Here is a 24,658-nt window from a genome sequence, read left to right as displayed (position 1 = left end):
CCATAGCTGCCTCCACCAGAACCGAGGCAGGTACGGCATCCGTACACATCAGCGACCGGCTGGAGGGTTCGGCCACGGCGTACCCTCAGCAGCCGCATCCAGGAGATCGCCCAGGCGCAGCCAGGCGGTCAGTCCGGAGTAGGTGGCCGGACAGCTCGCGAATCGATCCCACGCCGCCTGGTCGGATCCGAGTGTTTCGCGCACCACGGAGACCACCGACGGATGGGCGGTCCCGTATCCGCTGCCCTGGGCACGCAGCGCCGACCAAGCCGGCAGGGAGCGTACGAGTTCCGGGCCAGTGTCCGGCCTGGCCAGGACCAATCGGGTCCAGGATTCGCGCCAGGACGGCGCACCGCCCAGGTTCTGGCGAAGGCCGATGGTGAGGCGGAGGAGCGCCTCAGCAGAGGCGCTGTGCCGGCGCAAGACGCCTTCGAAGTCCTCAGCGGATCGGTAAGAGCCTGCGGCGGAGGCGAGGAGCGCCTTTTCCACCAGGGAGTCGTCCCCGGCATGTCGGTCCAAGTACTCCCCTAGTGCCTGGGGCGAGATGCCAGCCAGTGCACGTACGGTCACTTCGTCCGGGGCGCCAAGCGCGGCGCGGCGGCGATCCGCGCCGGTGGCCGGCGGCGGGTCGGCGATGACTCGCTGGATAGTGTCGAGGATGTCCTCGAGTTGACGTCGTTGGTCGTAACGCGGTTGAAGGGCATGGTGATGGCTGCTCAACCGCTTGCGTACCTGTTGGACGATGGGATGGACCGCAGCCTTGACGTCCTCGGTAACCACTGGAAGGTGGAGGAGCATGTCTCTCACCCAGGCCAGTTCGTCCGGATCCGCAGCCGTGTATCGATCGGTAGGCTCCCAGTAGGGGAGGGCTCGGACAGCCGCCGCCGCGAAGTCGGCGGCAACGCTGGCGAGGGTCTTCGCTGAGGCCGACCACTCGGCCTGCCGATAGCCGTCCTTGGCCTGGCTCGGGTTGAGGATGTATCGCCAATTCCCGGACGCGGAGTGCCGCACCCAGGTGACAGGAGCGTAGCTCCACAGGTCGAGCAGCGTGGTGCTCTCACGGCCCACGCAGTGGTGGAACCGGACGCGTTCCTCGTCCGTCAGTGAGGACAGTTCGACGGCAAAGCGGTCCAGGACTTGCTGCTCGTCCGCTCCTCCACGGCGCATGCGCGAGCCCTCGGCCAGCAGGATCTGGAAGTCGAAGCGCTTGAGGTCGGCCGCGGCCAGTTCGGTCAACAGCTCCGACTCGACCGCCCAGGGCAGGCTGCCGAGCAATTGGTCGTGGATCGTGCGCTCGGCATCGGTGCCGTTTGCCCATCCCACTAGGTTCCTGTGCCGCTCAGGTTGCCGTTCGAGTATCTGGCGCCACATGGTTCCCCACGCCTCGTACGCCTGGTTGTGTCTGTCCAGCCAGTCTTTGACGTCCCCATCCTCTGGATCACCGGGATCAGGAGCGATGGGAAGCATGTCGCGAGCTGCCGCGAACACGATGTCGTGCAACGGGCCCTGGCGGAGCATCACCTGTGCCGGAGTCGCCTCCTCCAGCAGCTGGGGACTCATAGGCGGCGGTGTACCGCCGAGCGCGCGCATCGCCTCGGCCACCGCCGTCGCCAGCCGCTCCTCAGCACGCGGGCTTCCAAGCCGGGCCAGCTGCTGAGGGGTACACCGGCTCAGGACCCGTTCGCGCAAGTCCGTCGTGCACGAAGGATGCCCCAGCGCACGTGCGGTCAGAGTCAGCCGACGGTCCAAGTAGTGCTCTTCCCCCTCGGACTCCAGATCGGCCGCCACGGCTGCCTCCAGAAGCCACACAGGTGCTGCATCGACCAGTGGGCCCGACAGCAAGGCTTCACTGAGGGTGGAGCGATCGGATCGAGACGTGACCGATCGGGTCTGCTGCACGGCGAGCCGCACGACAGGGTCGTCCGGGCCGCGTCCGGCCATCGCCGTGAGGAGAAATTCGGGCGGTAGCACGGCGTCGGAGTTCGGGCCGGTCACGAGGGTCCCTCCATCGGGCTTGATGGTGTGCTTGTGAACAGCATGCTCGCGTACGGCACTGACACCAGCTTCGCAACTGCCGGAATCCGCAGTCCTCCAGAGTGGAACGTCCCCCAGACGTCAACCGTGCCGGAGTCACCTGGACCGGCCAGCCCTCTCTGGAGCAGGCGCGGCGCGGACGAGCACAAACCCGCAGGAGGCGCCATGCCGGGAAGTGCCTGAGGGCCTTCGACGCGCTGCTGGAGCTCGGCGATCGGGCCGAGGGCAGGGGACGCTGCCTTCGGAGGCACCGAGTGGCACGCCGTGTTCGATCAGCCGTCGAACGAGAAGTTCACTTTCCTCCGCGACCAGTGCCGGGAAAGCCTTCGTCGAGCCGGCTTCACCCACACGCTCTTCTTCGAAATGGTCGATGAGGGAAACCATGTCCTCTACTTGATCTTCGGAACCCGCCATGAGCGGGGCCTGGAGAGGATGAAGGAGGCCATGTGGAGCGTCGACCGTGACCACGGGGTCCGCTATCGCGACCCCAAGGACACCGAGCAGCAGCAGCTCGCCCTCGAACTCGAACCCAACACAGGACCTCTTCGCCGGATCCTGCTGGAGCACATCGCGGCGGCACCGAAGGGCCTCGCCGTGGCGGAACTCAAGACGTTCACCCTCCTGGAGACCGTCTACAAGCCCAGCCAGGTGACCAAGCTGATCACTGACATGCGTGATGCCAAAGCCGTCACCACGACTCCGCGCCGGGTGACAGCCGAAACAGTCGTCGTTCCCTACGTGGTACCGCCTCAGCCTTCCCATCAGGCGGACCACCTGACCCTCTTCTGAGCCGCGTGTCAGGCCCAGGCGGTCGCGTCGTACACGGCATTGCAATGCGGGTCTTCGGCCTCAGGAACGCGGAGGGCCTCAAGGCTTTCGGGCGCCTCCGGGTTGAGGAGCGCGATGAGCTTGGTGGCGGCCCACCAACCCACGGGTCGGAACGCTCCCGACTCGGGGTCCGTCGTACCGACGTCGATTCCGATCACCCCCCGCTCGGGCAGCGCACAGTAGAGGCGGACCACCCCGTGATGACGTGTGTCGAAGCCGACGAGGTGGTAGAGGTCCGGGGCGACCGTGGCTGCCGGGGCGTGCCAGTACGGGTCGCCGACGAGGTCGGCCACCACGTAGTCCAGACCGTCGTCCGCCGTGACCTCCACCGCGTCGGGCAGAACACCGGCCGCTGTGAGCGCGTCGAGATCAAGGACGCCCGCCTCGGTGTTGTCGGCCGCCCAGCGGGCCGCGTCGCGCAGTGCTCCCACGTACCACCAGGAGCCGAGCGATGCAGGCGCGGCCCCAGGGTGGTGGGGCAGTTCGATCAGCACGGCCCTGGACGCGTCGTCCTCCAGTCGGACGCGGATGAGTCCCGAGCCCGGCAGGAAGGCGCGCAACCGCCAGGCCGTACCGGGGACCGGCGCGGCGACGAACCGACGCAACGCCAGCAGGATCTCCGTCGCCTCTCGTTCCATGGCCTCGCGTCTCTTTCCGAACAGGCGGCGTGGGTGCTCGCGTGGATCAGAGCTGGTTGACCCAGTCGGGGCAGAGAGTCTGGCCCCGGCAGAACGCGGTGACGGTACCGATAGGGCGGCCGTCCGGCGTGTTCTGGCCGTTGGGTCCTCGCTCTCCGCGCTCGGCGACGCTGGTGATCGTCATGCGCACCGACCCGCCGCTCGTGATGACGCCGTCGTACTCTGCGCGGCTCCCCCGGACACGGTCGGCCTTGCCGTTGTAGGGCGCGTTGATCACTTTCCGCGTGCACATGTTGTGCTTGGAGCAGGTGTGCTTGAGGCCGAAATCATCGGTTCCCCTACGGGTGGGGATGTCGTTGTGGTCCCAGTCCAGGGTCGACCAGTAGATGTGGTGCCACGGGATGCTGGGGTCTGCCACGGGTGGCAGGGCAGCAGTCGGGCTGCCGTCCGGCGGAAGCGGGACCTGCTCCACGAGCGCCTGCTCCGTGCCGTAGCGCGCCACGTAGGCGTCATTGGACATGACTTCCACGCCTGCCGGAGCCTCCCCTCCACCTGCACGGGCCTGAACGGCGGGCACACCGCTCCCTGCGCCCAGAAGGGCGATCACAGCAGCGGCGGGAAGCACGGCAAGCGACACTCCGAACAAGCGCATGCGGGGGCAACCTCTCGTCGACGATGTACCGGAGCCACACAAGAGACAACCAGGCGGAAGCCGTTCCATCCGACAACCTCCACGGGATCCGACCCAGATGGGGTATGTGGATGTCACCGCAGCAGCCCCGCCCGTCCCGAAAACGCGGGAAGTTTGGGCCCATCCCGCGCCACCAAGCGCAAACCAGCAGGTCAGAACCATCCCACTCCCCCATCCATCAAGTGCCTTCTCAGTACTTGGCCGCAGGTTCGAGTCCTGCCGGGGCGCAACACCGGGACCCTCCCTCTGGGAGGGTCTTTTTGCTGGTCAGGGCGGTTTTCGGTCGGGGGCGGGGGCGTCAGGGAGACGGCCTCGGATGGTTCGTTCTGTCCGGCTGGAACCGGCCAGGAGCGGCCTTCGGCGGCCGTCCGGCCCGAAGACGGCCCGAAGTCTTGGGACGAGCCCTCGGCAGGACCTAGGGGACAAATCGGCATTCGGGTTGAAGCGACGATCACGCCCGGATCATCCTTGCCGTCATGTCTCTCGCCGCCGCGCTCGACGTGTCACACCTGCCTGACTACGCGTACGACTGGGCTCTGGTCGACGTCGAGACATCAGGCCTGATCGCCCGACGTGACCGGATCCTCTCGATCGCGGTGCTGACCTTCGGGCCGGACGGGACCCAGACCGGCGAGTACTCGACGCTGCTGAACCCAGGCTGCGACCCCGGCCCTGTGCACATCCACGGCCTGACCGCGGAACGGCTGAGCGGCGCCCCGACCTTCGAGCAAGTGGCCGGACGGATCGGAGCGCTCTTGCAGGACCGCGTCATGGTGGCTCACAACGCGCAGTTCGACTACGACTTCCTGGCCCATGAGTTCGCCCGCGCCCGGCTCTATCTCCCGGTCACCCAGCGCCTGTGCACCCTGGCCCTGAACCGGCGTGTGGAGCCGCCCGCCGCAGACCTCAGCCTGGCGTCACTGGCCGCCCACTACGGCGTCCCGCAGACCAGCGCTCATGACGCGCTGGACGACACGCGCGTCCTCGCGGGGATCTTCCGGTCCTCCCTCTCCGAAGCCGCACGGCTGGACGTCCCGCTGCCGCTGGTGCCCTGCCCTCCCCGGCAGGATCCGCAGTTCGCGCCGAATCCGCCGAAGACCCCGTGCGCCTACCGGAACCCGGGCCGCCTGTCACCCGGCGGTCCGCTCGTCCAGGGCATGAAGATCGCCATCACGGGCGAGACGGCGACCTCCCGGGCCGAACTGGTGGCCCGGTCCGTCGCCGCAGGCCTGAACATCATGTCGTCGGTCAGTCGGCACACCAGCGCTCTCGTCACCAATGACGCGGCCTCGGGCTCGGCGAAGGCACGGCGCGCGATCGCCGAAGGCGTCACGGTCGTCGACGAGCACACGTTCCTCAAGCTGCTGGGTGAGGTGGGCCCCGGAACACCGCACGAGAATCAGGCTCCGAAGAAGATCCCGGAAGCGGCGACCCCGGCCACGCCGCCCGCTACGCCGACGCCGTCCCCCGCTGCGACCGCAGCTGTCGCGGACGTGCCGGGGCCCAGGCGACCCGAGCCCACGCGCCGCGCCAAGCCGTTCGGCCGTCGGCGGGTCCTGATTCTGGGCGGCACCCACGAGGAGGCGTCCGCTGCCCGGGCCAGGGTCGTCGAACTGGGCGGGGCCGCCGCGATCAACCTCTCGGCGAGCGTCACCGACGTCGTCCTCTTCCCCGGGGGCGAACTCGACCGCCGGATGACCCGCATCACCGCGTTGGGGCTTGCGGTCCACGCCCACGCCTGGCTCGGAGCCCCCGCCCCCGAGCCGGCCGGCGTCCCCGCCCAGGACGATGCGATGACCGACGTCCTGCCGCGCGGCGGAGTCATCGACCTTCCCCCACTTCCCACCCCCGGCCACTGGCATGTGAGTGCCTCCTGGGCGCAGCAGACGAACTGCGAGATCGACGTCGTCGCCTTCGTCCTCGACGAGGACGAGCAGGTCTCCTGCGACGGGGACTTCGTCTTCTACGGCGCGCCGGAAAGTCCCGACGGAGCCACCCGTCTCCTCTGCGACGGCCCGACCGAGCAGACCATCGCCGTCGACCTCGCGGCACTGCCTCCCGCCGCCCACAGGATCGCGATCGCCGCCGCCATCGACGGTGCCGCCACCTTCGGGGACATCGGAGCGGTCCAGATGACCCTCGCACCGGGTGTCGACGCGCCGGCCACGGCCCAGGCCACGCTGGACGCCGCCACCAGCGAACGCACCCTGCTCCTCGCCGAGATCTACCGCCGGGGCCCACGGTGGCGCTTCCGCGCCGTCGGCCAGGGCTACGACCACGGCCTGGAGACCCTCGTACGTGGATACGGCGTCGACGTGGAGTAACCCCCGTCGCCTGCCAGATGACGAGGGGTGCCCCGGTACATCGGGTCCGGGAGGGAGGGTTCGTCGGCCCGGCCACGGCCCGACGAACCCTGCGGGACACACAGCAGCCGGCGGAGGCGCTCCGCGTCGAACTGCCGTCCGGCCGCTACCGCGTCCAGTCGCTGATCATCGATCCCGACCCGAACACCCAGTTCAACAACGCGCCGACGGGGCCGCGACCGGTCCCCCGTTCCGGTCGCGGCCCCGTCCGAGCGGGTGGTCGGATCATTCACGAGCCACAGGACGGCACCTGAGTGTTGGTGCCGAGCTGGATCAGCGCCGGGGCCGGGGCGCAGCAACCGCCGGCGGCGGCGGAGTGGTTGTCGGTGTCCGGCTGGTCGAAGAGGCCGGATCCGCCGCAGACTCCGGTCTCGGGCAGGATGAGTTCGACGCGTTCGGCGGCTTCGTGGTCGCCTGCGATGGCGGCGACGACGGAGCGGACCTGCTCGTAGCCGGTGAGGGCGAGGAAGGTCGGGGCGCGGCCGTAGGACTTCATGCCGACCAGATAGATGCCCTGTTCGGGGTGCGAGAGCTCGTTGACGCCGTGCGGGTAGACGGTGCCGCAGGAGTGCTGGTTGGGGTCGATCAGCGGGGCGAGGGCGACCGGGGCCTGGAGACGCTCGTCGAGGCCGAGGCGGAGCTCGTCGAGGAAGGAGAGGTCGGGGCGGAAGCCGGTGAGGACGATGACCTCGTCGACCGGGTCGAGGCGACGGCCGTCCTCCGCCACCAGGACCAGGCGGGCGTCGCCGTCGCGCTCGATCGCCTCCGTACGGAATCCGGTGACGGCGTCGGCGTGGCCTTCGTCGACGGCGGCCTTCGCGGCGAGGCCGAGCGCGCCGCGGGCGGGCAGCTGGTCGGCGGCTCCGCCGCCGAAGGTGGAGCCGGAGATGCCGCGGCGCAGGATCCACACGGTCTTGGTCCCCTCGCCGTCCTCGGACCTGGCCAGGTCGGCGAGCGAGGTGAGGGCATTGAAGGCGGAGGCGCCGGAGCCGATCACGGCGGTGCGCCTGCCCGCGAAGCGGGCGCGTACGGCCGGGTCCGTGAGGTCGGGGACGCGGTAGGTGACGCGGTCGGCGGCGGCCTTCTCGCCCAGGGCCGGCAGGCCGGAGGCGCCGGCCGGGCTCGGGGTGAGCCAGGTGCCGGAGGCGTCGATGACCGCACGGGCGAGGATCCTCTCCTCACGTCCGTCGGCGTGGGTGACGTGGACGACGAAGGGCTGGGTCTCGCGGTCGGCATCGACGATCCGGTCGCGGCCGGCGCGGGAGACACCGGTCACGCGGGCGCCGAAGCGGACCTTGTCGCCGAGGACGTCGGCCAGCGGCTGGAGGTACCGCTCCGCCCAGTCACCGCCGGTCGGGTACGTCTTCGCGTCGGGCTTCACCCAGCCGGTGGGGGCCAGGAGCTTCTCGGCGGCCTGGTCCGTGATCTCGCCCCAGGTGGAGAACAGCCGCACGTGCGCCCACTCGCGCACCGCCGCGCCGGCGACGGGCCCGGCCTCCAGGACCAGCGGTTCGAGCCCGCGCTCGACGAGGTGAGCGGCGGCGGCCAGGCCGGCGGGCCCGGCGCCGATCACGAGGACGGGCAGCTGGTCGGTGGCGATGGCGTTCACGACGGTTCCCCTTGCTTCGATGCTTGCTTCGACGCATGTCGATCTCTTCGCGGCCCAGGATGGCACTCGACATCGACAAACGTCAACATAGACATTCATCGAATCTGCATGGTCAAGGCGCCCCTTTGGGCGACTCGACGACTTCCCGCCTTGGTTCGACGTGTGTCAACATAGATGCATGTCGAATGCTGCTGTGTTGCCGCTGCTGGAGCCCGAGGTCGAGCCGTGCTGCCCGCCCCTGGCCGAGCGCCCGCTGACGGCCGAGGAGGCCGAGCGGACGGCGAGGATGTTCAAGGCGCTCGGTGACCCGGTCCGGCTGCGGCTGTTCTCAGCGGTCGCCTCACACGAGGGCGGCGAGGCATGCGTGTGCGACATCTCGGACGTCGGCGTCTCCCAACCGACCGTCTCGCACCACCTGAAGAAGCTGAAGGAGGCCGGGCTGCTGTCCTCCGAGCGGCGCGGCACCTGGGTCTACTACCGCGTCGAGCCCGCCGTCCTTGCCGCCATGGGACAGCTGCTGACCAAGGCGGCGACCGCGTGAACCCCATGGTCACCGTCGCGCCGCTGACCGCCGAGCACGCCACCGAGGTCCTGGCGATCTACCAGGCCGGCATCGACGAGGGCAACGCGACCTTCGAGACCACCGCCCCCACCTGGGAGCAGTTCGACGCGGCCAAACTGCCCGCGCACCGCTTCGCCGCCCTCGACGAGACCGGGCGGGTCCTCGGCTGGGTCGCCGCCACGAAGGTCTCCGACCGTTGCGCGTACGCGGGCGTGGTCGAGCACTCCGTCTACGTCCACCCCGACGCGCGCGGACGCGGCATCGCCTCCACGCTGCTGAAGGCACTGGTCGACTCCACCGAGGCAGCCGGGATCTGGACCATCCAGTCCGGGATCTTCCCGGAGAACGCCGCCAGCCTCACCGTCCACGAGCGGGCCGGCTTCCGGGTCATCGGCACCCGTGAACGCATCGGGCTTCATCACGGCCGCTGGCGCGACACCGTCCTCGTCGAGCGCCGCAGCCCCGCCATCTCCTGACGCCTGCCATCTCCTGAGGCCCGCCGTGTCGGGCGGGTCGCTTGGTATCGATGCTCGTCGAGCCGGTCGCGGCGAGGGCGGGCCTCAGCGCAGCAGATCCGCGATCTGCCGGGCCGCTTCGCGCGCCGGGCGGCCGACGCCGATGAGGGTGGCGGAGGCGGGGCCGGTCCAGTCGCCGTAGCCGAGGAGGTGGAGGCGGGGTTCGGCGATCGCCTGGGTGCCGGTCGTGGGGATGTGGCCGCGGGGGCCGCGCAGGCCGAGTGGGGCGAGGTGGGACAGGGCCGGGCGGAAGCCGGTGCACCAGATGATCGCGTCCGCCTCCGCCGTCATGCCGTCGGCCCAGACGACTCCGCGAGTGGCGAGCCGGGCGAACATGGGCTGGGCCTTGAGCAGGCCGGCGTCGCGCGCGGCGCGGACGGGCGGGACGGCGACGATGTCACCGAGAGAGGCGACGCCGCCCGTGTCGGTGCGGCCTTCGTCCAGGGCGCGGCGGCGGGCGGTGGCGTGGTCGAAGAGGGCGCGGCCGTCGATGTCGTCTGCGAGATAGCGGGGTTCGCGCAGGGTGACCCAGGTCAGGTCCGAGTCGTGGACGAGGTCGGCGGCGATCTGGGCGCCGGAGTTGCCGCCGCCGACCACGATCACCTTCTGCCCGGAGAAGTCGGCCGGGTTCGAGTACTCGACGGTGTGGAGCTGGGTGCCCTGGAACTCCGTACGTCCGGGCACGGCCGGGACGAAGGGGCGTGACCACGTGCCGGTGGCGCTGATGACCGCCCGTGCCCGCCACGTACCGGAGTCGGTCTCCACGCGCAGGAGTTCGCCGTCCCGGTGCACGCCGGCCACGCGTACGGGGCGGTGGACCGGGAGCTCGTAACGCTGCTCGTAGTCGGTGAGGTACGAGACGACGTGGGCGGCGTCCGGGTACGTCTCGCCCGCCTGCGGGGGCATGAGGCGGCCGGGCAGGGAGGAGTACGCGGCGGGCGAGAAGAGGCGCAGGGAGTCCCAGGTGTGCTGCCATGCACCGCCCGGTGTCGGCTGCGCGTCGAGGACGGCGAAGTCCAGGCCGGCACGGCGCAGGTGGTAGCCGGCGGCGAGCCCGGACTGGCCGCCGCCGACCACCACCACGTCCACGGCCCGGGTCACTCCCCGTCCGTCCTGCCGCGCGCGAAGTCCGCCCTGCCGCGCATGAAGTCCGTCCTGCCGCGCATGAAGATGACCGCGACCAGGGCCAGGCCACCGGCCGTGCCGATGAGCTGCATGCCGATGAACGCGGGCACCGAGCCGGGGGCGATGCCGGCGAAGGTATTGGTGAAGGCGCGGCCGATCGTCACCGCCGGGTTGGCGAAGGAGGTGGAGGAGGTGAACCAGTACGCCGCGCCGATGTACGAGGCGACCGCGACGGGCGCGAAGCGAAGCTGGTCGGTACGGGCCAGGCCGAAGATCAGCAGGATCAGACCGGCGGTCGCCACGACCTCGCCGAGGAGCAGGTTCCCGGCCGAGCGCTCGTGCGTGGACCACTTCACCAGCGGCTCGCCGAACATCGCGTCGGCCAGGATCGCGCCGAGGATCCCGCCGACGATCTGGGCGGGGACGTAGATGGTGAGCTCGCGGGTGTTCACGCCGGCGCCGCCGCGGCGGGCGGTCCACCACTCGGCCAGGGTGACGGCCGGGTTGAAGTGGGCGCCGGACACCGGGCCGAGGAGGGCGATCAGGACGCCGAGCCCGAAGACCGTGGCGGTGGAGTTGGCAAGGAGTTGCAGCGCCACGTCGTCGGTGAGGTCGGTGGCCTGGATGCCGGACCCGACGACGATCGCCACCAGGGCGGCGGTGCCGACCAATTCGGCGGCGGCCCGGGCGACGAGCGGCGTACGGGGCGGGGTGGCGCCGGGTGCGGGCTGCGGCGACAGGTCGGCGGCCATGGTGTCGCTCGCGGCGGGCTCGGTGGCGGTCACGGGCGGGTTCTCCTCGGACGGGTGAGGCACACGGAGGTGAGGCACAGGGGGCGGGGGCAGGGGGCGGGGGCAGGGGGCGGGGTCACGGACAGGAACGCTTGAAGTTCGCCTCGGCGGTCAGACGTGCGGTCTGCGCGAGAGCGGCGAACTGGCCGGCGAGCTGCTCGATGACGTCCGGCTTGAGCCGGTAGTAGGTGAACCGGCCGCAGGGCTCCGTCTCCACGACCCCGGCCTCGCGCAGCACTCTCAGGTGGTTGGAGAGGTTGGTCTGCTTGGCGCCGGTCTCCTCCACCAGGTGGGTGGTGCACAGCGTCTCGCGGGCGAGCAGGGTGACGATCTGGAGGCGCAGGGGGTCTCCCAGCACCCGGATCAGATCAGTGTCGACTGACGTCATCATGGACTGATAATCTCACATCACTGTTGACTGATATCAAGTGCGACTGATTTTTTCAGAGGCTGCCGAGCCGTGTCACCGGCTGGGCCGTCGAGCCCGGTCCCGGCTCCACGGAGACCCGGCACCGCACCGCGCCCGTTGCCCTTCCCCCTCGCCCGCTCCCCTTCGAGGAAGAACCGATGCCCGAGACCCCGCTCGCCTCCGTGCTGTTCGTCTGCGTCCACAACGCCGGCCGCTCCCAGATGGGCGCCGGATTCCTGCGCCACCTCGCCGGAGACCGCGTCGAGGTCCGCTCCGCGGGCTCCCTCCCCGGCGACCAGGTCAACCCCGCCGCCGTGGCCGCCATGGCCGAGGTCGGCATCGACATCTCGGACCAGAGGCCCAAGGTCCTCACCCCCGAGGCCGCCCAGGCGTCCGACTACATCATCACCATGGGCTGCGGCGACGCCTGCCCGTACTTCCCCGGCAAGACCTACCTCGACTGGCAGCTGGAGGACCCGGCCGGCCAGGGCGTCGAGGCCGTCCGCCCCATCCGCGACGAGATCAGGACCCTCGTCGAGGGCCTGATCGCCGACATCGACGCCAAGACCGGCGCCAAGCAGGCATGACCGGCGACGCCCTTGCCGTACGACGGTGTCACCGGGTGGAGGCCCACCAGGTCGAGGGCGCTGCGGCGGTGTAGCCCAACGACTCGTACAACGGCCTGCCCAGCTTCGAGGCGGTGAGGGTGAGCGGCAGGTCCGCCAGGTGGGCGAGGGAGCCGAGCATGACGGCGCGGCCCACGCCACGCGAGCGGAAGGCCGGCGACGTGCCGACCCAGTAGTGGCTGCCGAAGCCGTCGGCCACGACGCTGACGCAGGCACCCGCGGGCACGCCGTCGTGCGAGGCGACGAACACCTCCACGCCCGGCTGCTCGATCAGCGCCGTCGGGAACAGCTCGCCGGGGCGGTAGGGCTCGAATCCGGCCAGCTCGAAGCCCTCGATCACGATCCGCTCGGCCGCCCGGAGGTCCTCGGGCCGCCGTACCCGGATCACGTCGAGCGCCGGCTCACCGACGGGCCCGGGCGGGCGCAGCATGACCGGCATCTGCCAGCTGCGCATGCCCAGATGGCTCAGGTCGGTCGAGCTGAACGGATCCTCCACGTTCGCCGGGCCCACGGCTCGGCGAGCCAGCTCGCTCAGCTCGGCCAGCTCGCCCGGGTCGAGGACGGGCTCCTGGATCAGGATCCGCAGGCCCGCGCGCGCGTCGCCGTCGACCGCGACGAATCCGCGGCGTCGGATGACCTCATGTCCCCGGCATCGGCCGGTCGCGGTCCAGAAGGCGGCGGAGTTACGAGCCTGCCGCATCGGCGCCTCGGCCAAGGCCGCGGAATCGGGTGTGGGCGAAGGCGCGGACGTGGGCGCGGGCGCGGACGTGGGCGCAGGCGCGGACGTGGGCGCAGGCGCGGGCGCGGACGTGGGCCGGCCGGCCGCAGTGGATCTGCTTGGCATTGCGCCCACGCTACTGCCCGGTTGCCTCATCATCCGGGCCAATTCCGAGCGAGTCGGCTGGGCCACCTCTGGCCTGCTGTCCGGGCCCGCTCGGGGCATGGCGCGCATGACAGGGCGTGGGGCGGGAAGGCGCAGAGTTGCCAGCGAGTGCGCAGACGACCGTACGCGCTCGGGCTGCGCACCGAGTGTGACGAGGGAAGTGGAGGGTGTCATGAACTTCCCTGTTCGACGGAGTTCCGGCGACACCATGTGGCGCCGCCACGGCTGGGGCGGATCGGACCCCTGGCACGACTTCGAGTCCATGTGGGACCAGATGGGCCGGTTCCTTGAGCAGGCCGCGACCCCGGCCATGGGCCTCGGTTGGACCCCCATGGCCGAGGAGGAGGAGACCGACGACGCCTATGTGATCAGGGCTGAGATGCCCGGCATTCCCCGCGAGAACATCGCAGTGGAGCTGGACGGCAACGATCTGTGCATCACCGGTGAGCTCGACGAGAAGTCGGAGGGCAAGGTGCTGACGCACCGCAAGGGCAGGTTCTCCTACCGCACCACCCTGTCCGGCGGCGTCGACAGCGAAAGGATCGAGGCCGGCCTGGACAGCGGCGTCCTGACGGTCACCATCCCCAAGTCGCGGGAGGCCAAGCCGCGCAGGATCGCCATCGCGGGCGGGGAGGAACCACCCGCCTGAGACTGCCGGAGTGACGGCGCACGGCGCGAGTGCGTCGCCCAGCGGGGACAGCAGCGGCCCACGAGGAGAGCGATCATGGCGAACGAAGGCATCTGGGGTTACCGCACCGGCTCCGGCTATGAGGCGGGAACCAGCCTGATCGGGTTCAAGGTCGAGGCGACCGACGGAAGCATCGGAAAGGTCGACGAGCACACGGACGAGGCCGGAGCCGGCTATCTCGTCGTCGACACCGGCGTGTGGATCTTCGGCAAGCACGTGCTGCTCCCCGCCAGCACGATTCGGCGCGTCGACCGGGACGACGAGACGGTCCACGTCGACCGCACGAAGGACCAGATCAAGGACGCGCCCGCGTTCGAGCGGGGAAGGGAGCCCCGCGATCCCGGCTACCTCGATCAGTTCGCCAAGTACTACGGCATGCCTCACATGTGATGCGCCCGCACATGTGAGGGGCCCACCGGAGGCGGACCGCTCCCCCGCCCTCCCCCGCGCGGGGCCCTCCCGTCACCGGGGAGGGTGACGCCCGCCTCATCCGCGCTACCTACCCCCGCCCTCCGGCGTTGACGTCCCGTGACGCCTTTTGCAGTGACGGTTCTGCACGCGGGACCTGCGGGTTCGAGGGCGGTACGACGCGAAGCGGATCGAGGCGACGGGGTAGTGCGCGTGTGGGCTGGGCAGGGCGGACGGGTCGGGGCCGGAGTCGGGGCCGGAGTCGGGGCAGTGACCGGGGCAGGGACCGAGGCCGGGGTCGGGGTCGGGGTCGGGTTGCTGGAGCGGGTGCGGGGGCCGCAGGGGCTGGTGGGGCGGGAGGCGGAGCTCGGGGCGGTGCGGGGCGCGTTGGAGGCGCATCGGCTGGTGAGCGTGACCGGGGCCGCCGGGGTCGGGAAGAGCCGGCTCGCGCTCGCCGCGGTCGCTCCGGGCGGGGCGGCGCCGTGGCAGGCCATGGTGCGGGTGCGGTGGCATGACGGGGTGCCGGTCGGGCGGCAGGCCCTCGCGGCGCGGATCGCGCAGGCGCTCGACGCGGCGGCCGGTCGCGGCGGGTACGGGCGGCCGGCGGCGCCCGATCTGGCCGCCGCCGTCAGGGCGTTGGGGGGCGCCGAGCTGCTACTGATCCTCGACGACGTCGACCCCGTGCACGCGCAGTGCGCCAGTCTGGTGCAGACGCTGCTGATGGCGCTGCCCGCGCTGCGCGTCCTGGTCACCGCGCGGCACCCGCTCGGGCTCGGCGACGAGCATGTCGTACGGCTCGCTCCGCTGGCCACCGAGGCGGCGGGCGAGCTGCTGCGCACCGCGGCGGAGGCGCACGGGGTGACGAGCGCGCCCGATCCGGCCGCCGTCGCCCGGGTGTGCCGGCTTCTGGAGGGCAATCCGCTGGCGATCGAACTGGCCGCCGCACAGCTGGCCGAGCTCCCGGCGGACGAGCTCGCCGACCGTCTCCAGGACGGGCAGTGCTGGCTGTCGGCACCCGGTCCGCTGCTGAAGCGGCACCGGTCCTGGCGCGCCTCGCTCGGCGCCGTGCACGCGCTGTGCGAGCCGGGCGTACGGAAGGCGTGGCGGCGGCTGAGCGTGTTCGCGGGCGAATTCACCGAGCGGGCCGCGGTGTTCGTCTGCGAGGGCGCCGACCTCTCCGCCGACCGGGTGCCGGGCGTGCTCGCCCGGCTGACCGCCATCGGCGCCCTGGAAGCGGGCTCGGAGCTCAGCTCGGTGCTCGAACCGCGCTACCGGATGACCCGCGCCGCCCGTGACTTCGGCGCCGAACGGCTCGCCGCGGCGGGCGAGTCGGCCGCCGCGCGCAGCCGGCACGCCCGGCACTGCCGCAGCACCGCCGCGGTCGCCGAGACCCTGTGGAACACCGGGCTCCAGCAGCAGGCGGTACGGCTCGTGCAGGACGAACTCACCGAGGTCACCGCCCTGGTGCGCCGCGGCGCCCGGGACGACGACAACGCCGAACTCGCCCTGGAGACAGTGCTTCACCTCTGGTTCTGGTGGGTGGCGCACGAGCGGGCCCGGGAGGGCGCGGGTCATGTGCTCGCCCTGCTGCCGAGGGTGCCCGCCGACGAGTCCCTGACCGCCCGCGCGCAGTGGCTCGCGGGCTGGCTCAGCACCGGCGCGGACCCGGCCACGGCGCACCGGCTGCTCGAACGGGCCTGGCCGGTCGCGGTGCTCACCGGCGACGACGCCCTGATCGGCCGGATCTCCCATGTCCACGGCACCCTCGCCTGGCAGCGCGGGGACCTCCCGGCCGCCGCGGCGCACTACCGGCACGCCGCCGACACCGTGCCCCCGTACGCGCCCGGCGGCCCGACCCCGGCGGTCAGCCTCGCCGCGCTCGCGGTCGTGCACTCCGCCGAGTCGCCCGCCCTCGGCGTACGGACGGCGCGCCGGGCCCTCGCCCAGCAGACCGGGCACCACGACACCTGGGCGACGGCGCTCGCGCAGTACGCACGGGCGCTCGCCGACCACCGGGCCGGGCACTCCGGCCGGGCCCTGCGCCGCGCCGAGCGGGCGCTCGCCCAGCTCGACGTACGCCTCGACGCGCCGCAGCCGCGCGCCGCCCTGCGCCGGCTGCTCGACACCCTCCGGGACGCCGAGCGCAGCGCCGCCGCCCGCCCGCCCCGCGGGGTGCACGTGCCCGCGCCGCGCCCGACCCCCACACCCACCCCCACACCCACGGCCGCGCACCGCACCACACGCACCACCACCTGACGCGCGCAACCCGGGCCACCGCTCCCGTACGCCAACCGGCCGAGCCGGTTCATGCAGGCCGGTGGGACTGCCCGTGGGCGGACCGGTTCGCCGCCGCCAATGCGGGGGTCGGAGCGGCCCCGGTTGTAAAACTCGCAAAGTGAATAAAGCCGATAAAAGCACCGAACGGCGCGCCGCGCAGAGCGCCCTCTGGCGCCACCAGAGGGTGCGCTCCACCGCGCTCGCCGCCGTCCTCGCCACGACGGCCGTTCCCGTCCTGCTCCTCGGCGTGGCGGCCGCGCCCGCCGCCGCGGCGCGGCTGCCCGACGGGCTCGGCCCCTGCGTGCCCGGCAGTTGCCCCTCGCCGTTCCCCGGCGTCGGCAACCACGGCATCGCCGGGCGCGACGACGCGATCAACCTCTTCGTCGGCGAGGACTTCCATGTGCGCGGCGGCGCCGCCGAGGCCGAGGGCCGCGTCGTCGTCCTCGACGACTTCGACATGGCGAAGAGCAGGCCGCCCGTCAGCCAGGTGTACAACATCGGCGAGGCGGGCGTCGGCTCGCGCGTCCCGCCGCCCGTCGGTGCGGACTGGCTGACCACCGGCGGCGACATCACGGTGGCCGCCCGCCAGCAGGTGCTCGCCGAGGACGGGGTCGTACGGCACGGGGGCGGCCTCACCGGCACGGTGAGCGCCGACAAGCTCGTCGAGGACCCGCACGCGGCCGACCCGTACACCGCGCTGCGCGACCGGCTGACCTCCGCGAGCCGCTGCTACGCCCGGGTCGACGGGCGGCCGCGGCCGGCCACGGGCACCGCGGTCAACAACGGCGGCGAGACCGTGTTCACCGGTGACAACAGCTCGCCGCTCCAGGTCTTCGACGTCGGCTTCGACCTCACCTCCGCCACCGGCGGGCAGCAGGGCGTCGTCTTCCGGAACATCCCCGCGGGCGCCACGATCCTGGTCAACCTCACGGGCGCCCACCGCACGATCAACACCTACAGCGGCGGCCTCGACGACAGGACCGACCCCCTCAACGCCTACCGCGACCGGCTCCTCTGGAACATCCCGGACGCCACCACGGTGAACCTCGCCGGCACGGGGCAGTTCCAGGGCAGCTTCCTCATCGGCGAGCAGACGTCGAGCACGACGGTGACCCTGCCGGGCATCAACGGGCGCTTCTTCACCACCGGTTCGCTGACCCACGCGAGCGCCGCCACGGGCGGCGGCGGGCAGGAGTTCCACGCGTACCCGTTCAACGGCGACGACCTGCCCGACTGCGGCTCCTCGCCGAACGCCACCGGCGTGGTCTCGGTGGTCAAGAAGGACGCCGACACCGGCGCGCTGCTCCCGGGCGCGGAGTTCCGGCTGTGGAAGGAGACCAACGGCAGGGCCGGGCTCCAGACCGACGGTGCGAACGCCGACACCGCCGTCGGTGACACGTGCACGACCGGCACCGAGGGCATCTGCTCCGACACCGTGGAGACCGGCACGTACTACTGGGAGGAGACGAAGGCCCCCGACGGGCACGAGCTGCCCGACCCGGCGGCGGTCTTCGGCCCGCTCGTCCTCACCGCGGAGAACGCCGACGACGGCGTCGAGGTCGTCGCCACCAACTCCCGTACGCCCGAGGCCAAGGGCTCACTGAAGCTGCTCAAGACCGACGCCAAGACCGACCGCCCGCTGGCGGGCGCGGTGTTCGAGGCGTGGCGCGAGACCAACGGCGTGGCGGGGCTGCAGACGGACGGCACCAAGCCCGACCAGCGGGTCGGCGCGGGCTGCGCCACCGACACGAAGGGCGTCTGCTCCTTCGATGACCTGCCGCTCGGCTGGTACTACCTGCGAGAGACGGCCGTGCCCGAGGGGTATGTGCTGCCGGGCGAAGGCGTCTTCGGACCGTTCGGGATCACGCAGGACCACGGCGGGCGGGCGGAGGTGTCCATCCCCAACGAGCGCGGCGAGCCGTGCCACGGGAAGGACTGCAAGAGCCGTCCGCGTCGTTGACGCGCTGAGCCGAGGGGCTCCGGGAGATCCGGGACGGGGCGGGGCGCGTTCACCGGTTCGGCCGCGCAGGGCGGGCCGGGGCGTGTCGGCACTGCTCGACTGGGAGCGTCCCCGCCCCCGTCCCCGCCCCGTCGCCGTCCCTGTCCCCGTCCCCGTCCCTGGAGGAGGTTCCGAGGTGCTCATCGTTCGGGCAAGGGCAACCGGTGCCGCGACCGTCGCCATGGCGGTCGCCGCACTGCTGTCCGCGGCCCCGGCCGCACCGGCTGCCCAGGCCGCCCCGGCCGCCCAGGCCGCACCCGCCGCTTCGTGCACGGCGCCGACCGGCCCGTACCAGCGCCCCCTGGAGCAGTATCTCGGCCGCCCGGTCGACGGCGTGCAGTCGGAGGCCGACTGCGCCGCGATCCGGACCTTCCAGCAGCGCGAGAGGCTCCCACGCACCGACGGGTACGCCGACCTCGCCACGTACCGGACGTCGGTCGCCGTCCAGGCCCGCCCGGACCCGAACGCGCAGGGCCGCTGCCCGGTCCGCGACGAGAAGGTCACCTGCGTCGACATGGACCGGCAACTGCTCTGGGTGCAGACCGGCAAAAAGGTCGGCTTCGGCCCGGTCCCGATCCGCACCGGCCGCGACACCATGGAGACCCGCCCCGGTTGGCACGCCGTCTACTGGCGCGACAAGAACCACGTGTCGAGCCTGTACGACAACGCCCCCATGCCGTACGCCCAGTTCTTCGACGGCGGCCAGGCGCTGCACGGGCACCCGGGCGACCTCTTCGACGGCGGCGGCTCGGCCGGCTGCGTCAACCTGTCGATGAAGGACGCGGAGGCGCTGTGGAGGCTCCTGAAGCTCGACGACCGCGTGTACGTGTGGGGCACGAAGCCCGGCACCGCCGACCGCCGGTCGTGATCAGGTCTTGGCCATGACCTGATCAGGTCCAGTCGCGCGGGTACGGCACCCGCAGGGTCTCCGGCGGTACGGGGGCGTGCTCGGCGGCGGCGTACAGCCGGCCGTCCCGCAGGGCGAGCGCGCCGCTGCGCACCATGCCGGTGACCAGCTCGTCCGCGAGCACCTCGGGCGTACGGCGCAGCAGCCGCGCGGCGTCGGTGAGCCAGGCGCGGGCGAGGAGGTACGGCTCGGCCTCGGCGCTCGGCAGGCCGCCGCGGATCATCAGCGCGAAGGCGAGGATCCGGCGCGCGCCGTACCAGACCGCCCCGTCGGGGTCGTCGACAAGCCGCTGGGCGCGGCGCTGCGCGGCGGCGAGGGCGGCGGCCGGGTCGGCGGGCACGGGGCCGTGGGACGGCAGGACGACCCGCGGGTCGAGGTCGGCGATCCGCTTGAGGGAGGCGAGCGCGGTACCGGCCGCCTCGGGGCCATCGAGCGCGAGGTTCACCCAGCCGACGTCGTAGTCGGAGAGCGCGTCGCCGACGACCAGCAGCCGCTCCTCCGGCTGCCAGAGGGCGAGATGCCCGGGCGTGTGGCCGGGGGTGCGGACGATCTGCCAGTCGGCGTCGCCGAGGCGCAGCGACTGCCCGTCGTCCAGGGCGAGATCGACGGAGTACGCGGGGACGGGCTGGTCCAGGTACTCGGCGGAGCAGCACCCGGGGTCGCGCCGGGCGAGCGCCGCGGCTTCGGGCGCACCGGCCGCGACGGCGGCGCCCCGGGCCTGGAGCAGGGCGTTGCCGCCGACGTGGTCGGAGTGCCAGTGGGTGTTGACGACCAGTTCGACCGGGCGGCCGCCGCTGCGGGCGCGGGCCCGGGCATCGGCCCAGTCGGCGGTCTCGGCGGCGTGCCCGACGAAACCGCTGTCGACGAGTGCGGGGCGGCGCCCGTGCAGCAACAGAGTGTTGGCGTCGGGGAACGGCCGCTGCCACCAGGTGGCCCAGGAGGGCAGGTCCGGGGGTGTCCGGGCGTCGTCCACGGCTCGCTCTCCTCGTGGTGTCGGGGGCGTACGGGGCGGTGCACCGTGTGGGCCGCCGCTGTCGATCATCGCCATCGGTCACCGCACCGGCAAGGCCGCCGGGTCCGCCGCCGAACCGGCCGGGCGGGGCAGCTGGTTGACCGGAGCTGTGGCGGCGGGGGCCGGGCGGGCGGAGGCGGCACGACCGTCGGCCCGTCGGGGGAGGCGGCAGGGCCGTCAGTCGTGCCAGGGCTCGCCCGTCACCTGGTGGTCGGCGTGGCTGATCGCCTCGACGACCAGGCGTTTCATATGCCCGTCGGGCAGCGAGTAGACCACCCGCCTGCCCTCCTTGCGGGACTCCACCAGCCCGCCGAGGCGCAGTTTGGCCAGATGCTGGCTCACGGCCGGGCGCGCGGCGCCGACCGCCTCCGCGAGCGCGCTGACGTCGGACTCGGCGCGCGAGAGCAGCCACACGAGATGGAGGCGCGTGGGGTCGGCGAGCAGCGCGAAGACACGGGCCGCCGCGTCGAGCTCGCGGACGCCGGGGGTGTGCTGGTGGTTGCGCGGGCGAGGCCGCCGGCCGGGGCTCGGGTCGGGGCCCGCCGGGTCGGGGGCGCCGTCGGGTGAGGGCATGAGGGCATCGTAGGCACGCGGGCGCCCACCGGGACCCCTCCCGTCCGCGGTCACCACCGGACCCCTCCGTCCGCGGGCCCCGCCAGGCCCTTCGCATCCACGCCGCCCACCGACCCCCTCCCGCCCCCGGTCACAGCCGGACCCCGTCGCGGGTCGCCACACCCCCGCCCGTCCGCAGCCGCCCACCGGGGCCCGCCCGTCCGCGGCCGTCCGCCGAAACCCTCCCACCCGCGGCCGCCCACCGGACCCTCACCGTCCGCGGTCGCAGCGCCCCCGCCCCGGGTACACATCCGGTGTGAACTCGAGCCTCGCCGTACCCCGTATCGAGCGACTCCTTCAGGACGGGGTCCGCGAACAGGTCTACCCCGGGGCCGTCTGGGCCGTCGGCGATGCCGGCGGGGCCCTGGCCGGCGGGGCCGTGGGTGCGCTCGTGCCCGGGGGCCGGCCGGCGGACACCGACGCGCTGTTCGACCTCGCGAGCCTCACCAAGATCATCGCCGTCTGGCCGGTCGTCGGGACCCTGGTCGAGAGCGGCAAGCTCCCACTCCACACGCCTTTGGGCGAGTTCTGGCCGGAGACCGCCGGACATCCGGTGGGTGACGTCACCCCGCTCCAGCTGCTCACCCACACCGCCGGACTGCCGCTGCGCGCCAACCTCCGCGCCCTGTACGGATCGGACCCGCAGGACGTACGGGACGGGGTGATCCGGGAGCGGCTGCGGCGGCGGCCGGGGGAGGCGGTGGAGTACACCGACCGGGCGGCGCTCGTGCTCGGCTATCTCGCCGAGTTCCTCACCGGCGGCCGGCCGCTGCGCGAACTCGCCGGGACCCGGATCTGGGCGCCGCTGGGCATGGCGGACACGTCGTACGGGCCGCTCCCGCCCGCCCTCGCCGCGCGCGCCGCGCCCACCGAGTACGACGAGGAGACCGGCGTCCATCTCCGGGGCACCGTGCACGACTTCTCGACCCGGCTGCTCGGCGGGGCGTGCGGGATCGCCGGCACCTTCGCCACCGCCGGGGACCTCGGGCGTTTTCTGCGGCAGGTGCTCGATCCCGTACGGCCTCCGGCTCCGTTCGGCACGGATTGGGTGACGGAGTCGCTGCGCGTACGGACCGGTGAACTCGTCCCACACCGCGGACTGTTCTGGCATCTCGCGCCCGGCACGACGCCCGCCGACGACATCTGGACGCACTACGGCTTCACCGGCACCGGGATGTGGGTCAGCCCGGCGCGCGGCCGTTGGGCGGTCCTGCTCACCAACAAGCTGTACTTCACGCGCGCCACGGTCCCCGTCACGCGCGTCCGGAACGCGTTCCGTGCGGCCGTGTTCCCTCTCCCCCGGTGACTCAACGTGACCGCGAGTGACCGGATCAGGCCGTCGTCGTTGCACGCCGTAAACCATCAGGCAGGCGACGAGCAGCGGAGGTACGACGGTGGGAGACGAGCGGACGGCGTTGATGACGGAGCCGGGGACGGAGCCGGGGACGCGAGGGACGGTCGCCGACCCGGGGGCCGTACGGGCCGCGGCCGACGAACTGGCCCTGGGCCGCGCGGTGATGCACTGCTTCGCCACCATCCACGCGCTGACCGCCCACCCCGACCGGGAGAGCATCGCCCTGGTAAACCGGCTGACCAGCCGTCCGGACGGCCATCCGGACGACTCCACCGGCAGCATCACCACCACACCCGACGCGCTGCCCGGGCTCTTCGACTGGACCCGGTTGCCCGCCGAACTCCCGCGCCGGCAGCTGCGCCTGTTGATGGAGGAGCTGTACGAGCTCGGGCCGTTCGGCTTCCGGGGCCCGGCCGCGGACGCGGTGCCGGACCATCTGACCGCCGTACATGACGGGGTGCGCACCGTCCGGGTCGTCGCGCCGGGCCGGCACTGCCCGTCGAACGCCTTCCTCGCCGCCGCGCTCGACCGCACCGGCACCGGGCTGCTGTTCACCCGGCTCACCGCCCGCGCCGACCGCTCGCGGGAGCTGTCCCACGTACCGGTCCTCACGCACGCCGACGAGGTGGCGGCGCGGAAGCGCCATCCGCATCACGCGCCGGTGCCGGTGACGGTCGTGTCCTTCCACCGGGCGGCGGGGTACGGCCGGGCGGGGCTGCCCGCGCTGACCCTGGAGCGGCCGGGCTCGCTGTCCGCCGAGCACCTGCGGTCGGTGGCCGCGAACCACGGCTTCGCGCTCGCGCTCGCGCCCGCGCAGGCGCAGCAGGCGCAGCAGGCGCAGGCGCGGGTCTACGCGCCGTCCGTGCGGCGGTAGGCGCGCAGGAAGGCGCCGACGCCGCCCCGCAGGAGGCGGTCGGCCTCGTCCTTTGGGAGTGGCAGCACGCCGTAGACGGAGCGCTGGAGGACGGCCGCCGAGGTGAGGGCCGGGAAGTGGACGGCGGCGAGGGCGGCGTCGCCGTGCAGGTCGAGCAGGCCGGCGTCCTCCAGGGCGGTGAGGGCGGCGGTGAAGGCGCGGGCGACGGGGGCCGGGCCGGCCTCCTGCCAGGCGCTCATGACCTCCTCGGGCATGTGTCCGGCCTCGGCGTGGATGTGCCGGACGAGGGCGAAGTGGTCCTGGTACTCGCCGATGAGGTCGGTGAACGCCCGGGCGAGGGCGACCAGGTCGCGTTCGAGGTCGTCGGGGTGGGGCGGGCGCGCGGGGTCGAGGAGCGCGTGGAGGCGGGCGAGCTGGGCGTCCCGCACCTCGTTGGCCGTCCAGGTGACGACGGTGCGGAACAGCAGGGCCTTGCCGCCGGGGAAGTGGTTGTAGAGCGTGCGGGTCGACACGTCGGCGGCGGCGGCGATGGCGTCGACCGAGGCGCGGGCGTAGCCGTCTCGGCCGAAGACCCCGCAGGCCGCGCGCACCACGGCGAGCTGTTTCTCCAGCTTGCGGGGCGGGACCTCGCGCTTGGCGCGCTCCATCCAGGCGTCGTTGGTGCTGCTCATGACGGCAGCGTACTCGCCCTCCCCCACTCAAGTACAACGGGCGTTGCACTTTTTACAACGAGCGTTGTACCTTTCTGGCGGGCCGGACGCACCGGGCGTCCCGGCCGTCCATCGAGGGGGAACAGTCATGTCCGCGACCGCCGTCGACACCACCGCCACCATCACTTCCGAGGACACGGACGAGACTCCGCTGCGCGTCGCCGTCCTCGTCGGCAGCGTCCGCGAGGGGCGCCGCGGGCCCGCCGTCACCGACTGGTTCACTGGCCTCGCCGCCCGGCACGGGGGCCTGGAGCTCGACGTGATCGACCTGGCCGAGGTCGACCTGCCGCTCGTCATGCCCGGCTGGGGCGGACAGGTCGACCCGCGGGCCGTCGCCGCGCTCGCCGGGGTCTCGCCGCGGCTCGCCGCCGCCGACGCCTTCGTGGTCGTCACGCCCGAGTACAACCACAGCTTCCCGGCCGTCCTGAAGAACCTCATCGACTGGCACCGCACCGAGTGGTACGCCAAGCCCGTCGGCTTCGTCTCGTACGGCGGCCTCGGCGGCGGCCTGCGCGCGGTCGAGCAGCTCCGGCTCGTCTTCGCCGAACTGCACGCCACCACCGTGCGCGACTCGGTCAGCCTGCACGGCCCCTGGTCCGGGCTCGGCGAGGACGGACAGCCGCTCGACCCGGCGGTCGCCGAAGGCGCCGCCAAGGGCATGCTCGGCCAGCTCACCTGGTGGGGCCGCGCCCTGCGCACGGCCCGGACCGCCCTGCCCTACCAGGGCTGAGGGGCGCGCCCGC

24 protein-coding genes are annotated in these 24,658 nt (G+C 72.5%); 13 read left to right on the top strand and 11 right to left on the bottom strand.

What is annotated here, in order from left to right:
* Positions 1-48: 48 nt before the first annotated feature.
* Positions 49-1,995, bottom strand: coding sequence for a hypothetical protein (locus AB0C73_RS16510; RefSeq protein WP_362529952.1), 1,947 nt, complete (start codon positions 1,993-1,995; stop codon positions 49-51).
* A gap of 303 nt (positions 1,996-2,298) precedes the next feature.
* Between AB0C73_RS16510 and AB0C73_RS16505 the strand changes: the two genes are divergently transcribed.
* Positions 2,299-2,823, top strand: coding sequence for a hypothetical protein (locus tag AB0C73_RS16505; RefSeq protein ID WP_362529949.1), 525 nt, complete (start codon positions 2,299-2,301; stop codon positions 2,821-2,823).
* Between the two features lie 8 nt (positions 2,824-2,831).
* On the opposite strand, the gene AB0C73_RS16500 is transcribed toward AB0C73_RS16505, so the two are convergent.
* Together AB0C73_RS16500 and AB0C73_RS16495 are read right to left on the bottom strand one after the other, a co-directional pair.
* Complete coding sequence (locus AB0C73_RS16500; protein ID WP_362529947.1) at positions 2,832-3,500, bottom strand: hypothetical protein; 669 nt, start codon at positions 3,498-3,500, stop codon at positions 2,832-2,834.
* Positions 3,501-3,546: 46 nt separating this feature from the next.
* Entirely contained in the window at positions 3,547-4,020 is a 474-nt protein-coding gene (locus AB0C73_RS16495) for a hypothetical protein (RefSeq protein ID WP_362529944.1), read from the bottom strand.
* Between the two features lie 647 nt (positions 4,021-4,667).
* Here AB0C73_RS16495 and AB0C73_RS16490 point away from each other — a divergent pair.
* The gene (locus AB0C73_RS16490; RefSeq protein ID WP_362529942.1) at positions 4,668-6,515 is read left to right on the top strand and encodes a TerD family protein; all 1,848 of its coding nucleotides are present in this window, start codon (positions 4,668-4,670) and stop codon (positions 6,513-6,515) included.
* A 268-nt stretch (positions 6,516-6,783) separates the two neighbouring features.
* On the opposite strand, the gene AB0C73_RS16485 is transcribed toward AB0C73_RS16490, so the two are convergent.
* Positions 6,784-8,163 carry an FAD-dependent oxidoreductase gene (locus AB0C73_RS16485; RefSeq protein WP_362529939.1) on the bottom strand — a complete coding sequence of 460 codons (1,380 nt, stop codon included), beginning with the start codon at positions 8,161-8,163 and terminating at the stop codon, positions 6,784-6,786.
* A 178-nt stretch (positions 8,164-8,341) separates the two neighbouring features.
* On the opposite strand from AB0C73_RS16485, the gene AB0C73_RS16480 reads away from it, so the two are divergent.
* Entirely contained in the window at positions 8,342-8,704 is a 363-nt protein-coding gene (locus tag AB0C73_RS16480; protein ID WP_362529936.1) for a metalloregulator ArsR/SmtB family transcription factor, read from the top strand.
* Between the two features lie 5 nt (positions 8,705-8,709).
* The gene (locus AB0C73_RS16475) at positions 8,710-9,201 is read left to right on the top strand and encodes an N-acetyltransferase family protein (RefSeq protein ID WP_362530004.1); all 492 of its coding nucleotides are present in this window, start codon (positions 8,710-8,712) and stop codon (positions 9,199-9,201) included.
* Between the two features lie 84 nt (positions 9,202-9,285).
* Here the strand turns inward: AB0C73_RS16475 and AB0C73_RS16470 are convergent, their stop codons facing one another.
* From AB0C73_RS16470 to AB0C73_RS16460, 3 genes are all read right to left on the bottom strand, one after another.
* A complete protein-coding gene (locus AB0C73_RS16470) occupies positions 9,286-10,341 on the bottom strand; it encodes an ArsO family NAD(P)H-dependent flavin-containing monooxygenase (protein ID WP_362529934.1) in 1,056 nt (351 codons plus the stop codon).
* Positions 10,338-11,150: an MIP/aquaporin family protein gene (locus AB0C73_RS16465; RefSeq protein WP_362529931.1), complete on the bottom strand. Its 813-nt coding sequence runs from the start codon at positions 11,148-11,150 to the stop codon at positions 10,338-10,340. Before AB0C73_RS16465 ends, AB0C73_RS16470 begins: the two co-directional genes overlap by 4 nt.
* Positions 11,151-11,232: 82 nt before the next feature.
* Positions 11,233-11,547, bottom strand: coding sequence for a metalloregulator ArsR/SmtB family transcription factor (locus tag AB0C73_RS16460; RefSeq protein ID WP_030842180.1), 315 nt, complete (start codon positions 11,545-11,547; stop codon positions 11,233-11,235).
* Positions 11,548-11,723: 176 nt separating this feature from the next.
* Here AB0C73_RS16460 and AB0C73_RS16455 point away from each other — a divergent pair, with 176 nt between their 5' ends.
* A complete protein-coding gene (locus AB0C73_RS16455; RefSeq protein WP_362529928.1) occupies positions 11,724-12,152 on the top strand; it encodes an arsenate reductase ArsC in 429 nt (142 codons plus the stop codon).
* 28 nt (positions 12,153-12,180) lie between these two features.
* Here AB0C73_RS16455 and AB0C73_RS16450 read toward each other — a convergent pair whose 3' ends face one another.
* Entirely contained in the window at positions 12,181-12,891 is a 711-nt protein-coding gene (locus tag AB0C73_RS16450) for a GNAT family N-acetyltransferase (RefSeq protein ID WP_362529925.1), read from the bottom strand.
* 355 nt (positions 12,892-13,246) lie between these two features.
* Here AB0C73_RS16450 and AB0C73_RS16445 point away from each other — a divergent pair, with 355 nt between their 5' ends.
* From AB0C73_RS16445 to AB0C73_RS16425, 5 genes are all read left to right on the top strand, one after another.
* Complete coding sequence (locus AB0C73_RS16445) at positions 13,247-13,723, top strand: Hsp20/alpha crystallin family protein (protein WP_362529922.1); 477 nt, start codon at positions 13,247-13,249, stop codon at positions 13,721-13,723.
* A 75-nt stretch (positions 13,724-13,798) separates the two neighbouring features.
* The gene (locus AB0C73_RS16440) at positions 13,799-14,152 is read left to right on the top strand and encodes a PRC-barrel domain-containing protein (protein ID WP_362529920.1); all 354 of its coding nucleotides are present in this window, start codon (positions 13,799-13,801) and stop codon (positions 14,150-14,152) included.
* A gap of 288 nt (positions 14,153-14,440) precedes the next feature.
* Positions 14,441-16,426, top strand: a complete 1,986-nt coding sequence (locus AB0C73_RS16435) for a hypothetical protein (protein ID WP_362529918.1) — start codon at positions 14,441-14,443, stop codon at positions 16,424-16,426.
* A 139-nt stretch (positions 16,427-16,565) separates the two neighbouring features.
* A complete protein-coding gene (locus AB0C73_RS16430; RefSeq protein ID WP_362529917.1) occupies positions 16,566-18,407 on the top strand; it encodes a choice-of-anchor A family protein in 1,842 nt (613 codons plus the stop codon).
* A gap of 220 nt (positions 18,408-18,627) precedes the next feature.
* Positions 18,628-19,314, top strand: coding sequence for a L,D-transpeptidase family protein (locus AB0C73_RS16425; protein ID WP_362530003.1), 687 nt, complete (start codon positions 18,628-18,630; stop codon positions 19,312-19,314).
* Between the two features lie 22 nt (positions 19,315-19,336).
* Here AB0C73_RS16425 and AB0C73_RS16420 read toward each other — a convergent pair whose 3' ends face one another.
* Both AB0C73_RS16420 and AB0C73_RS16415 read right to left on the bottom strand, forming a co-directional pair.
* Complete coding sequence (locus AB0C73_RS16420) at positions 19,337-20,326, bottom strand: MBL fold metallo-hydrolase (protein ID WP_362529915.1); 990 nt, start codon at positions 20,324-20,326, stop codon at positions 19,337-19,339.
* A 216-nt stretch (positions 20,327-20,542) separates the two neighbouring features.
* Positions 20,543-20,938 carry a metalloregulator ArsR/SmtB family transcription factor gene (locus AB0C73_RS16415; protein ID WP_362529913.1) on the bottom strand — a complete coding sequence of 132 codons (396 nt, stop codon included), beginning with the start codon at positions 20,936-20,938 and terminating at the stop codon, positions 20,543-20,545.
* 295 nt (positions 20,939-21,233) lie between these two features.
* Between AB0C73_RS16415 and AB0C73_RS16410 the strand changes: the two genes are divergently transcribed.
* Together AB0C73_RS16410 and AB0C73_RS16405 are read left to right on the top strand one after the other, a co-directional pair.
* On the top strand, positions 21,234-22,283 hold the full coding sequence (locus tag AB0C73_RS16410; RefSeq protein WP_362529910.1) for a serine hydrolase domain-containing protein: 1,050 nt from the start codon (positions 21,234-21,236) through the stop codon (positions 22,281-22,283).
* 112 nt (positions 22,284-22,395) lie between these two features.
* Positions 22,396-23,205: a hypothetical protein gene (locus AB0C73_RS16405; protein WP_362529908.1), complete on the top strand. Its 810-nt coding sequence runs from the start codon at positions 22,396-22,398 to the stop codon at positions 23,203-23,205.
* Here AB0C73_RS16405 and AB0C73_RS16400 read toward each other — a convergent pair.
* Positions 23,181-23,876: a TetR/AcrR family transcriptional regulator C-terminal domain-containing protein gene (locus AB0C73_RS16400; protein WP_362529905.1), complete on the bottom strand. Its 696-nt coding sequence runs from the start codon at positions 23,874-23,876 to the stop codon at positions 23,181-23,183. The two genes, AB0C73_RS16405 and AB0C73_RS16400, sit on opposite strands and share 25 nt — an antisense overlap.
* 127 nt (positions 23,877-24,003) lie before the next feature.
* On the opposite strand from AB0C73_RS16400, the gene AB0C73_RS16395 reads away from it, so the two are divergent.
* Entirely contained in the window at positions 24,004-24,645 is a 642-nt protein-coding gene (locus AB0C73_RS16395) for an NAD(P)H-dependent oxidoreductase (RefSeq protein WP_362529903.1), read from the top strand.
* Positions 24,646-24,658: the final 13 nt, after the last annotated feature.

Origin of the sequence: Streptomyces sp. NPDC048623 (assembly GCF_040650755.1) — a bacterium.
In the GTDB taxonomy this organism is placed as follows: Bacteria; Actinomycetota; Actinomycetes; order Streptomycetales; family Streptomycetaceae; genus Streptomyces.
This window is presented reverse-complemented; position numbering and strand designations above follow the sequence as displayed.